Source organism: Acinetobacter sp. V91_7 (assembly GCF_031799075.1).
GTDB lineage: Bacteria > Pseudomonadota > Gammaproteobacteria > Pseudomonadales > Moraxellaceae > Acinetobacter > Acinetobacter calcoaceticus.
Genome location: NZ_JAVQNT010000032.1, coordinates 34,535 through 49,972, shown reverse-complemented (window position 1 = coordinate 49,972; position 15,438 = coordinate 34,535). Strand labels below are relative to the sequence as shown.

Here is a 15,438-nt window from a genome sequence, read left to right as displayed (position 1 = left end):
AGGCCAAAGAGGCAGAACCTCAAACTGCTATGTTGCAAAGTGCGTCAGTTCAGCAGGATGAACAAGAAACTGAACAGGACCGCTTGCAAGCACAAGCACGTGAAACTAAAAGAATTCCAGTCATTGTGACTTTAAATGCAGATAAGCTAAATAGTTTAGAAACGGGTGTTGGTTACGGCACCGATACAGGCGCACGTTTACGTAGTCAGTATCGCCGTTCTATTGTCAATAAATATGGCCATTCATTTGATGCCAACTTAGAAGTTTCGCAAATTCGTCAATCTATTGATGGCCGATATAGTATTCCCTATAAACACCCGTTAAATGATTACTTTAACATTGTGGGCGGATATGAGCGTGAAACACGTGATGATATTGGTCCAGATGTAAGTTTACTTACTGAATCCGCTGTTGTTGGTGGAGAGCGTATCATTAAACGTCCGTTAGGGAACTGGCAACATACTTTTGGTGTCCGCTACCGTTTAGACCGTTTAACCCAACAGGGTAATGTTGATATTTCTGAATTACCAGATGCTTTTAAAACTGCCGCATCAGAGCAAGAAGCATTATTATTTAGTTATGAAACTTCTAAAACTTCTAGTAATACACGTTTGAACCCAACTAAGGCTTTTAAACAAACCTATAAAGTAGAATTAGGTAGCGAGAGTTTACTGTCCGATGCCAATATGGCAATAGCAAGTGCGGGTTGGAGATTTATTTATTCTCTTGGCGAAAATGATGATCATCAATTCGTTGGAAGATCTGACCTTAGCTACATTTTTACCGATGACTTTGACAAAGTTCCGTACAATCTTAGATTCTTTACGGGTGGTGACCAAACCATTCGTGGGTTTGACTATAAGAGCCTTTCCCCAGAAGTAGATGGATATAAAATTGGGGGACAAGCTTTGGCTATCGGTTCTTTAGAATATAACTATCAGTTTAAGGACGGTTGGCGAGCCGCTATTTTCTCTGACTTTGGTAATGCCTATGATAAAGACTTTAGTAATCCAGCAGCTTATAGCGTTGGGGTTGGAATTCGCTGGAAGTCTCCAATCGGGCCAATCCGTTTAGATGTCGCTTCGGGTATTTCAGATGAAAACCATCCGATTCGTTTACATTTCTTTATAGGCCCACAACTTTAAAAATAAAATTTTATTAGGTTTATTTTATGGCGGATGTAGAACAGCAGCCAACTTCGGCACCTAGTTCACCTAAGAAGCGGCGCATTTTGCGTAGTTTCGTGCTGACGATATTGATCATATTTTTATTATTAGCGTCTTCGTTAGTGATCATGATGTCAACAGATCGCGGAAGTCGTTTTTTATTAGATCGGGTTTTAGAAGCTCAGAAAATAATTAAATATGAATACGAAGGCGGGAACTTACTGCGCGGAATTATTCTTAAGAATGTTTTGGTGCAATTAAAGGACGTTGATGTTTCATTAGATAGAGCTGACGTAGGCTTAGGATGGCGCTCTTTATTATTAGAAAAAGAAGTGCATTTGAGCCATGCAGATGTGCGTAACTTACGTATTATTAATAAAACTCCGCCCTCTGGTAAGGCGTTTGAATTTAAGCCTATTAAGTTGCCATTTGTTCTACGTGTTGATGAAGCCGATGTTGATCATTTAGAGATTAAGTTAGCGACCTCAGATGTAAGTTTTCATGATGTTCATTTGCAAGATGCAGTTTGGTCAGAGACCAAACTGGAATTTGAAAAATCCAGTATGGATATGGGCTATCTTTCAGTCCACAATGCCACAGGAAAAATGGATTTCAGCGGTAAATATCCATTAAATGCGACAGCAGATTTAAGAATCCCATCTTTAAAAAGTTTAAATATTCAAAATATTAAAGTCGTAGCTCGCGGAAGTTTAGATACTTTAAAAGCTGGTGTTGCAACAACAACTCCTGATTTGTTAACAGGTTGGGTGGTATTGCATCCTGTTCGTGATGAAGTTCCAATGCAAGGTCAGTTATTACTCAAAAATTATCACTTACCTTTATTGGTTGAACAAAAATTATTTGCAAAAAATGGTGTGATCAAGTTTCAAGGCGATATTGAACAACTTAATTTAGCAGTTGATACAGATTTAAAGGGCGAGAATTTACCTGAAGGTCAATACAACGCTTTAATGAATACTGACTTGGTTCATCAACTTAATATTACCGATTTTAATGGCCAAGTCATGAAAGGGGCTGTTAACCTTAAAGGTTTGGTGAGCTGGAAAGATCATGTTACTTGGGATATCAAAGGACGTTTAGACCATATTAATCCTAAAGACAAAGCAATTCCTCAGGTTGTTCAAGACTTTTTACCGCCAAGTTTAGATGCTGCTGTTGCTTCAACCGGCTCTTTGGAAAAAGGTACTGAAGTATTTGCTAATGTTGATTTTGATCGTTATGAGTCTTGGAAACTCAAGTTTAATCAGGCGCCAGAAAAAAATAATAAGCCTCAACCAATGCTCATGAATGTAGCTTGGACGAAAATAGACCGTGCAATGCCTTATATTGGATGGTTAAGCAGTGACAGTGGTCAGGTTGATTTAACATTACGTGATGGTCAGCAAGATATTAAAGTTGCTACAAAAGTATATCAGCATGAAAAAACTTTATTGCCAGCAGGACAATATCTAGCCAATTTGAATGTTAAAGATAATGTTTTAAATGTTCCCAATTTTAGTTTTACTGCTGAAAAAGGTAGTTTAACTGGTCAGGCTAAAGTGTTGCTTCCTACCGAAAAACGTCAGTTGGTTTGGAACGCATTGTTAAATGCAAAAGATTTTAACCCACAAAGTATTCATGCGGCAGCACCAGTTAATCTTTTAAATGGTTCGATTAAAGCGAATGGTTTTGCTAAACCAAACCAGCAAATCATTCAATTTGAGAAAATTGATTTAACGGGTCGACTGGCTCAAGCAGGTCAAGAGACTGTAACTTTAGGTGGTAAAAGTACAGCAGCATTATTATTCCATGATGTGAAAGCTGGTGGTGGCTTTAAAGGTTTTGCAGTTAATTATGATGGATCTTTAAAAGCCTTAAAACAGGCAAATGGTTTATTGAAGTTTTCTATAGCAGGTACGCCAGATTTTATTCGAATTAACCAGTTACAGCATGATGGAGTAGCTGGAAAAATCTATGCGACAGGTTCTGTAAATTTAAAAGATCGCATTGCATGGGATATTAATAGTTCATTGGTTCGCTTTAAACCACAATATTTTGTCTCAAGTATTAAAGGTGAACTTTCAGGGAATCTGAAAACCCAAGGGGTTTGGTCAGATCATTTGAAACGAATTAATATTCAGCAATTGAATCTTGCAGGCTTTATAAATAATAAACCTGTTCGCGGTAAGGGTAATTTATCTTTATTGATGGACTCTAATCAAAAGGGCTTTTTACCTCAGCAGTTTGAAGCCAATAATTTATTTTTAGTGTATGGGCAGAATCAGCTACAAGCGACAGGTAATGCACAAAATCTAAAAATCAAGCTCAATGCCCCCGCACTCTACGAGTTATATCCAGGGTTGCGTGGTCGAGCTTATGGCGACCTAAATGTTCAATCACAACCACGTTTAAAAGCAACAGCAAATATCGCGGTAGATAACTTTGCATTTAATACTTTAGTAAGTGTGAAGCGGTTGAGTATTCAAGGGGAGCTTCCAACATCGGAAACAACACCGACTCAATTAACCGCAAAATTAGATAATTTGCGGAGTGGAAATAGACAAATTCAGTCTGCCGAATTGAATTTAACTGGAACAAGAAAAGCGCATCTATTGAAAGTACTCGGCAATAATAGTATTTCCAAATTCTATGTTCAGTTAGCGGGCGGGTTTAACCAAAATAATGATTGGTTAGGTCAAATTCAGAAAGGAAGTTTTGATTCAAAACGCATTCGTTTAGCACAAAATCAAAATGCTCCAGTGATTTATTCTTCTGTACGGTCTGAGTTATATGTAGGTCAACACTGCTGGCAAAGTGCGAATAGCCAGCTCTGCTTTGACCAGCCGGTACGGGTAAGTAAAGCACGCGGTAATATTTCGTTTGTAACTCAGAACATGGATTTAAGTGACTTCGCGGCATTTATGCCAGAAGGCTTAGCGATGACTGGACAATTAAATGGTTATGCCAAGGCATCGTGGGTAAATGGAGGCAATCCAAAACTTGACGCACGTTTAATTACACGTAAAGGTGAAATTGGTTTAGCTGCTGAAGATCCTCAAGACCCTGCAACTACTCTGGCTTATGATGAGCTAAGTGTTATTGCAAAAAGTGTATCAGAAGGTCTTTTGTTCCGTGTTGATGTTAAAACACCTGATATTGGTACGGGATATGCGAATGTTATTATTAATCCATTCCAACCATCAATGCCAATGCATGGTGAGGTCGCTTTTAATGATGTCCAATTAAAAGTCTTGAAACCATTTATACAAGATGTCCGCACACTAAGTGGAACCTTGGCTTTAGCAGGTAAGGTCAATGGTACATTAACTCAGCCACAGTTTACTGGTGAAATGCGTCTGAAAAATGGTGCAATCAGTATGATTTCGCTGCCAGTTAATTTAACTAATGTTCAGGTTTACTCATCAATTCGTCAGAACATGGCAACCATTGATGGCGCGTTTAACAGTGGTCAAGGTGTGGGGCTTTTAAAAGGCAGTTTTGAATGGAAAGATGCACCGCGTCTTCAATTAAACCTCAAAGGTGATAATTTACTTGTACGTCAGGCGCCATTAATTACTGCAATTGCCAACCCAAACCTTACACTTGATATGTATCCTTTCGATAAGCGTTTAAGCTTAAAAGGATCGGTGGATGTTCCTCGTGCGCGAATTTCAATGCCAGAAACAACTGCTCCAGTCATTAATACCTCATCAGATGTTCGTATAGTGAGACAAGGTCAAGACCCGCTTGCAATTTTACGTGCTGCTAAACCTTGGGATATTCGAGCTGATATTGCTGTTAATATTGGAAAACAAGTGATATTCCAAGGCTTTAACAGTAATATTCCATTAGTTGGTCGCCTAAATTTAAGCCAACGTGGCTATGAGACTGCGATGAGAGCTAACGGGGCAATTGGTGTCAGTCAAAAAGTGAAAATTGAAGCTTATGGACAAAGTCTAGATTTGAATCGAGCGATTGCGCGTTTTAATGGTCCATTGGCAAACCCAACATTAGATATAGATGCAAACAAAAATGTTCAGGGTAGTATGGTTGGGGTACGTGTTACAGGTACTGCGACATCGCCAAACATTCAGGTTTATAATGATGCAGGACTATCTGAGCAAGAAGCATTAAATGCGCTCGTTACGGGACGTATTAATGAAGGTTCAAGTGGTTTAAGTAATGCAGAAGGATTTAAATCTGATGTAAATAACACCATTGCTGCTGCGGGTATCAGTATGGGCTTGGGCGGTACACGAGCTTTAACGAATCAGATTGGACGTACTTTCGGTCTAAGTGGATTAGCTTTAGATGCTCAAGGTACAGGTGATGATACTCAGGTGAGTTTAACTGGCTATATTACACCTGATCTGTTTATTCGTTATGGTGTAGGTGTGTTTACTCCAGTCAACAAGCTTACGTTACGTTATCAAATGAACCGCCGTTTATACCTAGAAGCAAGTCAATCTTTAGAAAGAGCGATCGATCTTTTCTACAACTGGCGCTTCTAAATGTATGAATTAAAAGCTCACTTCAAGTGGGCTTTTAATTTAATAACACCTTCATAACATTTAAAAAAGTTGAATATTTACTATATAAACCATCGATTCTCTTAAAAGTAAGCCCACCTTGAGTAGACTTCTGATTAAAGAAAATTCACTTGAAAATTGCTGTTTTATAAATTAGTTTTCAGAAACATTAAATGAAATTAGATTGATAATACCTTGTTGATAAGTGCAAATAAGGTGAATTTTTCAAGGAAATAAACGTGAAAATAGATACTTATGTTGAAATAAAATATGGCAAGGACAACGATACAAATATTAAATATCGTGGGCTAATTCACAAGTTAACAGCAACATTGTCGTTGACGCTTTTGTCATTTGGATGGTGCTCCACTGTAAATGCTGCACAGCAACAAATCGCTTTAGTGGGAACATGGACATCTATCCCTGATGCACCGCTTGTGCAAAAACCAAAACAAGCCAGTGAAGGTTTGTACCAGCTTCAAGTGAATAGCAATGGAACTTTAACTCCTATTAATGTGTTGAAAATGAAAAGTCCTTCTTGGATTGTAAAATCTAAAGATGGTCGTTTTGCCTATACCACTAATGAAGAAAATGAAGGAGCGGTGACTGCATTATCAGTTCAAAATGGTAAGGTAGAAGTGTTGAACACAGTGAATAGCCATGGTGGACATCCAACACACGCATCAATCAGTTTAGATGGTAAATTCCTGTTTGTGTCGAACTATTCAGCATTCGATAAAGGTCGTGGTGGTGTGGCCGTTTTGCCAATTTTGCCAAATGGTCATTTGGGTGAAATGGTTCAAAATATTGTTTTTAGCGAAGGTTCTGGTCATGTTAAAGGTCGTCAGGAGAGTGGTCATGCACATTCGACAACTTTCAGCCCAGATGGCAAGTATTTATATGCTAGCGATCTTGGAAATGACAAAGTCTATACCTTTCGTTATAACTCGAATAAGCCTCAACCACTCGAAGCGGACAGCAGCCGAGATGTGACCTTTAAGCACGGTTCTGGCCCGCGTCATATGGTCTTTTCACCAAATGGCAAACATGCATACGTTACCGCAGAAATGCGAAGCGAAATTGTGACATTTAATGTGCAAGATGGTCATTTGAAAAAAGTAGCTGAGCTAAAACTAATTCATGAGGACAAAACACCTGAATTTAAGAGTGCGAGTGGAATTATCCTCAGTCCAAATGGCAAATATGTGATTGCTGCCAATCGTGGTGCAGACAACAAACTTTTAGTATTTAAAATTCAACAGAATGGATTGCTAGGTAAACCAACAGTTTATAAAGCGAATGGTATTGAACCACGGGCTTTCTCATTCGATGCGTCTGGTAAATACCTATATGTGACAAACGTTTTTAGTAATAACATTAGCTTGTTCCGTTTTGATGCCAACAAAGGCACATTAAAACCCGCTGGTGATGCAGCAAAAATATCAACACCGACTGATATCAAATTTTTTAATTAACCAGAATCATGAAACTGGCATTTCTAATGCTTGATATAAAAGACCGAGGTTTTTATCTCGGTTTTTTTATGGCAATTTTTGCAAAAATGATGATTTTCCGTATGATATCAACAGCAATAATTAGTGTAGTGAAATGATGAAAAAGATTTTATTGATTGCGGTGAGTTTATTCTTTGTTGGTTGTTCAGAAAATAAGCCATTAACACCTGAAGAGCAATGGCATGGCTTTTGTACTAGCGTAGGAAATGCGGCTAGAAGCATTGTTTTTGATCGTCAGCAAGCAATTGAAAAAACTCAAGCAGTTGAGCATGCAAATAAGATTGAAGATGACATTACGAAAAAATTTATTCTTAATGTTATTGAAAAAGTTTATGCAATTCCAAAAGAAGAACTGACTAAAGATTCTCAAGCACTCCAAGAAAAAGTTAGAAAGCAAGCAATGGATGAATGTTTGGCAACGCCTCATGACAAAATGCCAAAATATAAATCGTTCTAAATGTGTAAGGTTGTTGAGTTTCCTCTTATATAAGGCATTTTTGCTTAAAAATAGCCCAGATTTGGCTAATATGCTTATTATTTATACACGGGTATTTAGATACAAAATAATGGGCATCACGGAGAAACACCCCGTTTTCATTAACTTTTACCTTGAACTCTAGTAAACTTTTGTAGTCCATATTACTTGTGAAGCTTTTTAAGAAAGCTGGAATTTGCAAGTAATTTTTCAAAAAAAGAGGAATGAACACCGTGCTAGAAGCTTACCGCCAACACGTTGAAGAACGTGCCGCACTCGGAGTCCCACCGAAGCCACTTGATGATGCTCAAACAGCTCAGCTTGTTGAACTATTAAAAAATCCACCAGCAGGCGAAGAAGCGTTCTTGGTTGATTTGCTTGAAAACCGTGTTCCTGCAGGTGTTGACCAAGCAGCTTACGTAAAGGCAGCGTTCTTGGCAGCAATTGCAAAAGGCGAAGCAACTTCACCACTCGTTTCTAAAGAACGTGCTGTTTACTTACTTGGCACGATGCTTGGTGGTTATAACGTAGCACCACTTGTTGAGCTTCTTGACAATGCTGAACTTGCAAGCCTAGCTGCTGAAGCATTAAAGAAAACACTTCTTGTATTTGATGCATTCCATGACGTAGCAGATAAAGCAAAAGCGGGTAATGCCAATGCTAAAGCTGTTTTACAATCTTGGGCAGACGCAGAATGGTTCACAAGCCGTCCTGACGTTCCAGAAGAAATTAAAATCACTGTGTTCAAAGTAACTGGTGAAACAAATACTGATGACTTGTCTCCAGCACAAGATGCTTGGAGCCGTCCAGATATCCCATTACACGCAAATGCAATGTTGAAAAACGAGCGTGATGGTATCAATCCTGAAAAACCAGGTGAAGTTGGTCCATTAAACCAAATCAAAGAACTCATCGCGAAAGGCAACCAAGTTGCTTATGTTGGTGACGTTGTTGGTACAGGTTCTTCACGTAAATCTGCAACTAACTCTGTACTTTGGTTCTTCGGTGACGAACTTCCACACATTCCAAACAAAAAAGATGGTGGTGTGTGCTTAGGTTCTAAAATCGCTCCAATTTTCTTTAATACAATGGAAGACGCAGGTGCATTACCTGTAGAAATCGACGTTGCTAACATGAACATGGGCGACGAAGTTGTATTGAAAATTGACCACGCTGCTGCAAAAGTTACTGCTTTTAAAGATGGCGTACAAATTTCAGAAGCAGAACTTAAAACTCCAGTACTTTTAGACGAAGTACGTGCTGGTGGTCGTATTAACTTGATCATTGGTCGTGGTTTGACAACTAAAGCACGTGAAGAATTAGGTCTTGCACCTTCTACATTGTTCCGTACACCTGTACAACCTGCTGACACTGGTAAAGGCTTCACACAAGCTCAGAAGATGGTTGGCCGTGCATGTGGTTTAGCTGAAGGTCAAGGTATCCGTCCGGGTACTTACTGTGAACCTAAGATGACTACAGTTGGTTCTCAAGATACAACTGGTCCAATGACTCGTGACGAGTTAAAAGACTTAGCATGCTTGGGCTTCTCAGCTGACTTAGTGATGCAGTCTTTCTGTCACACTGCTGCGTATCCAAAACCAGTTGACGTAACAACTCACCATACATTACCTGACTTCATCATGAACCGTGGTGGTGTATCTTTACGTCCTGGTGACGGTATTATCCACTCTTGGTTAAACCGTATGTTACTTCCAGATACTGTTGGTACTGGTGGTGACTCACATACACGTTTCCCAATTGGTATTTCTTTCCCAGCGGGTTCTGGTCTTGTTGCGTTCGCAGCTGCAACTGGCGTTATGCCACTCGATATGCCTGAATCTGTACTTGTTAAGTTTAAAGGTAAAATGCAGCCTGGTATCACTTTACGTGACCTTGTACATGCAATTCCTTACTACGCGATTCAAGCGGGTGACTTAACTGTAGAGAAGAAAGGTAAGAAAAACATCTTCTCTGGTCGTATCCTTGAGATCGATTTATCAGAAATGGAAAATGACTTGACTGTTGAGCAAGCATTCGAACTTTCTGATGCATCTGCTGAACGTTCTGCTGCTGGTTGTTCAATCACACTTTCTGAAGAGAAAGTTGCTGAATACTTACGTTCTAACATCACCATGTTGAAGTGGATGATCGCAGAAGGTTATGGCGATGCTCGTACAATGGCGCGTCGTGCTGAAAACATGCAGAAGTGGTTAGACAACCCAAGCCTGTTAAAAGCTGATGCTGATGCAGAATACTTAAAAGTTTACGAAATCGATCTTGCTGACATCAAAGAACCTATTCTTTGCTGCCCGAACGATCCAGATGACGCGAAACTTCTTTCTGACGTTCAAGGCGACAAAATTGATGAAGTATTCATCGGTTCTTGTATGACTAACATTGGTCACTTCCGTGCAGCTGGTCAGTTACTTGACAAAGTACCTAGTGGCTCATTGTCTACTCGTTTATGGTTGGCTCCACCAACACGTATGGATGAGCACCAATTAATGGAAGAAGGCTTGTATAACATTTATGGTCGTGCAGGTGCGCGTACAGAGATGCCAGGCTGTTCACTTTGTATGGGTAACCAAGCACGTGTAGCACCGAACACAACATGTGTATCGACTTCTACTCGTAACTTCCCGAACCGTTTAGGTCAAGGTGCAAATGTTTACTTAGCTTCTGCTGAGCTTGCATCTGTAGCTGCGGTTCTTGGTAAATTACCAAGCCCAGAAGAATATCAACAGTACGCGTCGCAAATCGACAGTGCTTCTGCTGAGATCTACAAATACTTAAACTTCGACAAGATGAGCGAATATACTAAAGAAGCTGATCAAGTTGATACTAAGAAAATCTCTGCTGCTCAATTGACTTAATACGTCAATTTAGTACAAAAAAGGAGCTGATTATTCAGCTCCTTTTTTATTTAAATGAGACCTGATGCATAATTAGGCTTTAAAAATAATAATTAGCTCAAATTTTATTTAATGAAAATGTAAAAATAAATATAACTCTAGATATTAAATAGTTTTTTGTTTTAAAATAATTAAACGAACTTAAAAATAATTAAAAAAAATATGAGTATATTATATAGGGAATTTAAGAATGCTAAAGACAATTGTTGAATTTAAATTTGATGATTACCAACCGCACGATCAAAAAACATACTCTGATGAAGAGGGTGTTTTAGTTCAAAAAACTGAAGATATTGCACAATATATTTTTAGTATATTGAAAAATAGATATCATTTAAATATAGAGCTATATAGTGAAAACTGGGGATGGCAAATTGAAATTCCTTTGCCCGAAATAACCATGTATCTTGGAATCAGTGTCTATGAAGAATATAGCAATGGATTCGCAATTTTTATTTCTCCAAATACCCCTATTTTAAGAAAGTTTTTATTTAGAAAGCTTGATATTACTCATCACATTATGTTGCTGCAAAACTATATTAATCTTATTTTGAAATCACATGCAGCTATCTATGATGTGCAGTGGTGGGAAGAAAATGAATTCCGATGTGTAGCAGTGAATTGACCTGAGAAAAAAGTAGAAAATTTTAAATGCCCAAGTGAGTGAAGGAAAATTTATTAAAGACTATATTGGTGAATAGAGGGCGAGAGCTTACTATATCTTTAATATCAAGTGGTCAGATCAATATGCAAAATTCAGCTTGGAAGGGATTGCGTAAGTTTTTCTATAATAATCTTCATAATCATGACTATGAAACTACGGTAAGTAGATGTATTAATTATTTTTTAGTTATTTTAATTGTTGGCAACGTCGCTGCCGTTTTGTTAGAAACAGTAAATGATTTGTACACAAGCTATCATGTTTGGTTCGACTATTTTGAAGTTATTTCAATTGCAATTTTTAGTATTGAATATCTATTAAGACTATGGAGTGTTGCAGATCGAGATACGACACAATCTGCATGGAAAATCCGCTTGAACTGGATGAAAAGTGGGGAAGCAATTATTGATTTGATGGCAATCTTACCTGCTTATCTCAATTTCTTCGTACGAATCGATCTTCGTATGCTCAGAATATTACGTTTACTTCGTTTATTAAAATTGACACGGTATTTTATCTCACTACAAATATTGTTATGTGTAATTAAGCGTGAGAAGGGCTCTTTTCAGGCAGTTATCTTTATTTTAATTATTATGATTATTATGACTGCTTCTGGAATTTATGTGGTTGAAAATAAAGCTCAACCAGAAGCTTTTAGTTCAATACCTAAATCTATGTGGTGGGCGGTGGTTACTTTAACTACAGTAGGTTATGGTGATGTCACCCCAGTGACCAGTTTAGGAAAGTTATTAGGCGCACTCATTACCATTTTAGGTGTTGGTATTGCAGCGTTACCAGCTGGTATTTTAGCATCTGGTCTTGCAAATGAACTCAATCAACGGAATCAAAGACTAGAGCAAGAGTTTCGCGAGTTACTTCAGGTACGAGGGATTGATATTTTACATGACGAAGCTGAAATAGAACGAATCCGTCAAAAAGTGGGATTGCCAAAAGAACAAGCGCATAACCTGATTATTCAAATTATGCGTGAAAAAGTATTAGAGGAAGAAGAGACGGTTAGAGAGACCAAATGTTATTGTCCTCACTGTGGTGGTAAGCTAACTGATTAGAAAAAATTAGTTAGCTTCTTCTTTGATTAAATTTTCTTACTTGTTTTTTTCTACTGCAAAGGCAATAAGTAAAATGATAAGACCACCGAGGCTTAAGACAAAACCGACCCAGATTGGCGCGATCCAACCCATTTGGTGACTGAGTACCCATCCACCTAGAAATGCACCTAATGCATTGGCCATATTAAAGGCAGAGTGGTTGAGTGATGCTGCTAATGTTTGAGCATCGCCAGCGACATCCATTAGACGAGTCTGTAATGCTCCACCTAATCCCATTACGGTAAGACCAATCAAAAATAATGAGGCAATAGCAGTATAAATATTACTCATTAAGAAACTAGCCACCACAAAAGCGATAGCTGAGCTAATGAGTACGCCTACAATCGTTTTATTCAGATTTTTATCTGCAAGCCATCCTGCGGCTAAGCCACCAATAACCATACCAATACCCCAAATAGCCAAAGCGATAGGGACGATTTGGATATTCACTTGTGTATATTCAGTCAAAATAGGTGAGACATAGCTGTAAACAGAAAACATGCCTCCAAAACCGATTGCACCTACCGCTAGTGTTAACCACATGTTGATATTTTTAAGGCCAGCTAATTCTGTTTTTATGCTTGCTTTTGCTTGGACTGGAATATTGGGTACAAAGAAGCCAACAGCAATTAAGGTGAAGAAAGCGATAGTCGCTGAAAATTCAAAGCCAGCTCTCCAACCAAAATTTTGACCTAACCAAGTTGCCAAAGGTACACCAATCACAGTTGCAACTGTAAGACCCATCATCATTTGGGCAACAGCAGATGCTCTTCGTGAAGGACCTGCTAGTTCAGCTGCTACTAATGCACCGACTCCAAAATATGCTCCGTGCGGTAAACCTGCAATAAAACGTGAGATTAAAACAGTTTCAGGTGTATGGGCTAAAGCGGTACAGGCATTTGCGATACCATAAAAAAGCATTAAGCCAAGTAATAACGTTTTTCTAGGAACTTTGGCACCAAGAATAGCAATAATGGGAGCACCAATAACCACACCTAATGCATAAGCACTAATAAAGTGTCCAGCTTCGGGTACTGTAATTTTTAAGTTTTTGGCAATTTCCTGAATCAGTCCCATTGCGACGAATTCGGTAGTTCCAATACAAAAACCACCTACAGCGAGTGAGAAAATTGCTAAAAAGAGTGAATAGTGTTGATGTGTAGATAGAGGAGATTGCGGGGACGCCATAATAGGTTAAGAAAAGACTCAAAAAGAGAAGTATAAGGGAAAAGAGTACAGAATAATAAAAAACTAAAATATTGAGAGAAGGATTACATATTCAAATGAAGTAAATTTAAATTTTTATATGGAATAATTCATCGAAAAACTTTCGAAAATTATATATGATTGGCGCGTAATACTCTAAGCATTACAACAAGTTGTATAAATATCAAAAAATAGAGATTTTAAGTCGTGAAAAAATTATTTATTACCTGCCTTATGGGTATGGCTATGTTATCTATGTCTGGTTGCTCAGTATTTATGGCGGGTAATCAACCAAGTAAAAAAAATGTAAATGTTCTAAATCCAGGTAGTTCTCGTAACTATGTGATTGCCGAGTTTGGAGCACCTGTACTTTCAGAATACCGTGATGGAACACGGGTTGAGATCTATACTTTTCAGCAAGGTTATTCAAAGTGGGTGAAAGTCGGCAGAGCTTTTGGTCATGGTGTAGCAGATGTTGCTTCAATCGGTCTTTGGGAAGTATTTGGGACGCCGACAGAAGCATATTTTAACGGTAAAGAAACATCTTACGAAGTATCTTACGGACCAGATGATTTAGTAAAAAGTTATAAGCTTATTGATTTTAATCAGGAATTTCCAAAAGTAAAAGAGCAATAAGGTAGATGAAAGAGGCCTATGGGCCTTTTTCTTTTTGAATAAAAAATTAGAGAATTTTAAATTTGAATAATAATAATAATGATTTTTATTTATGTATACTGTAGCTGCGTATCTTTTGTCTGAAATTTTTTAACTTTGTGTACAACAGGATTTTGTAAGAATGAATAAATTTTTAATTGTGCCTCTTGCATTTATATGTACCACAGGCTTTGCTCATGAGCCCTATGTAGCGCCTTTAGCTTATAAAACAGAACAAACTCAAGTACCCGTAATTGCAGGTTATGCCGAAGAAGCATTAAATAGCGAGTATGCTTTAAAGGATGCCAAACTTACCGTAATTACTCCTAAAAATGAGCTTAAGACGATTACGACGGAAGCTTTGCATAAATCGGCCACGGTTTTTGATGTCGATTTGCCGGAAGAGGGAACTTATATCATTCAGAGACAAGCAAGTTATCCTTTAAAATATGTATATGATCAAAAAACATGGCATTTGTTTTTTGATATACCTGCTGATAAGGCTCCACCGAAAGCAGAACGTGAATATTTAATTCCAGCTGACATTAAAGCGAAAAATATTAAAACAGAAGAAGTAACACGAGAGTGGGTATTACAAAGTTATCTTTCTAAAGGAAAAGTTTCAGATATTCAACTTCCAAATACACCGATTAAAGTTAACTTTTCTGTACATCCCAACGCAATTAAAGTTGCTCAAACTGTTAAATTAACCATAAGTGAGAAAGGAGCGAGTCTCGCGAATGCTGAAATTAATTTAAGAGAAAAAGGCGCGACTGATAAACAAGTGCAGCAGTTTAAAGCAGATAGCAACGGTCAGGTTGAGCTTAAATTTCCAAAGGCTGGAGAGTATTTAGTAGAAGTAACAGCTCCACTAAATTTAAAGGTAAAACCTAAAAATCAAAGTTATACGATTATTAGCTTAAATGTGTGGGCGCAGTAATTATTAATTTTTATAAAAAATAGATCTAGAGCGGGTCTATTTTTTGTTTTTATAAAATTCTTTTCGATTTCAATTAAGCAGTAATTGTAAGTTACACAGTTGTACCTTCACCTTTAAATTAAAAAAAATTCATCTGATAGAATAATTATGAAAAATAATTCATGTTGAGACAAATTAATTAATTCCATGGTAAAATGAATAATATTCATTAGTGAAGATTTATCTACAGTTATCCTATTTGTTGAAAGGCAAAGATGAGATTAAGACATTCA

At 37.8% G+C, this 15,438-nt stretch carries 10 protein-coding genes; 9 read left to right on the top strand and 1 reads right to left on the bottom strand.

Annotation, left to right across the window (positions count from 1 at the left end; genetic code table 11):
- The first annotated feature begins 29 nt into the window (after positions 1 to 29).
- From RMB03_RS21065 to RMB03_RS08910, 7 genes are all read left to right on the top strand, one after another.
- The gene (locus RMB03_RS21065; RefSeq protein WP_409193034.1) at positions 30 to 1,145 is read left to right on the top strand and encodes an autotransporter assembly complex protein TamA; all 1,116 of its coding nucleotides are present in this window, start codon (positions 30 to 32) and stop codon (positions 1,143 to 1,145) included.
- 26 nt (positions 1,146 to 1,171) lie between these two features.
- Positions 1,172 to 5,677 (top strand): translocation/assembly module TamB domain-containing protein, encoded by a 4,506-nt coding sequence (locus RMB03_RS08935; protein ID WP_311075454.1) that lies wholly within the window; start codon positions 1,172 to 1,174, stop codon positions 5,675 to 5,677.
- 257 nt (positions 5,678 to 5,934) lie between these two features.
- Positions 5,935 to 7,170, top strand: coding sequence for a lactonase family protein (locus tag RMB03_RS08930; protein ID WP_311075452.1), 1,236 nt, complete (start codon positions 5,935 to 5,937; stop codon positions 7,168 to 7,170).
- Between the two features lie 133 nt (positions 7,171 to 7,303).
- Entirely contained in the window at positions 7,304 to 7,666 is a 363-nt protein-coding gene (locus RMB03_RS08925; RefSeq protein ID WP_311075449.1) for a hypothetical protein, read from the top strand.
- A gap of 251 nt (positions 7,667 to 7,917) precedes the next feature.
- On the top strand, positions 7,918 to 10,557 hold the full coding sequence (locus RMB03_RS08920) for a bifunctional aconitate hydratase 2/2-methylisocitrate dehydratase (RefSeq protein ID WP_004643279.1): 2,640 nt from the start codon (positions 7,918 to 7,920) through the stop codon (positions 10,555 to 10,557).
- Between the two features lie 229 nt (positions 10,558 to 10,786).
- On the top strand, positions 10,787 to 11,221 hold the full coding sequence (locus tag RMB03_RS08915) for a hypothetical protein (protein WP_311075447.1): 435 nt from the start codon (positions 10,787 to 10,789) through the stop codon (positions 11,219 to 11,221).
- 122 nt (positions 11,222 to 11,343) lie between these two features.
- Positions 11,344 to 12,327 (top strand): ion transporter, encoded by a 984-nt coding sequence (locus RMB03_RS08910; RefSeq protein ID WP_311075444.1) that lies wholly within the window; start codon positions 11,344 to 11,346, stop codon positions 12,325 to 12,327.
- 36 nt (positions 12,328 to 12,363) lie between these two features.
- Here the strand turns inward: RMB03_RS08910 and RMB03_RS08905 are convergent, their stop codons facing one another.
- Positions 12,364 to 13,554 carry an MFS transporter gene (locus RMB03_RS08905; protein WP_311075442.1) on the bottom strand — a complete coding sequence of 397 codons (1,191 nt, stop codon included), beginning with the start codon at positions 13,552 to 13,554 and terminating at the stop codon, positions 12,364 to 12,366.
- Positions 13,555 to 13,779: 225 nt separating this feature from the next.
- Here RMB03_RS08905 and RMB03_RS08900 point away from each other — a divergent pair, with 225 nt between their 5' ends.
- On the top strand, positions 13,780 to 14,208 hold the full coding sequence (locus tag RMB03_RS08900) for a hypothetical protein (RefSeq protein ID WP_311075440.1): 429 nt from the start codon (positions 13,780 to 13,782) through the stop codon (positions 14,206 to 14,208).
- 160 nt (positions 14,209 to 14,368) lie between these two features.
- The gene (locus RMB03_RS08895; RefSeq protein ID WP_311075438.1) at positions 14,369 to 15,166 is read left to right on the top strand and encodes a DUF4198 domain-containing protein; all 798 of its coding nucleotides are present in this window, start codon (positions 14,369 to 14,371) and stop codon (positions 15,164 to 15,166) included.
- Positions 15,167 to 15,438 lie beyond the last annotated feature (272 nt).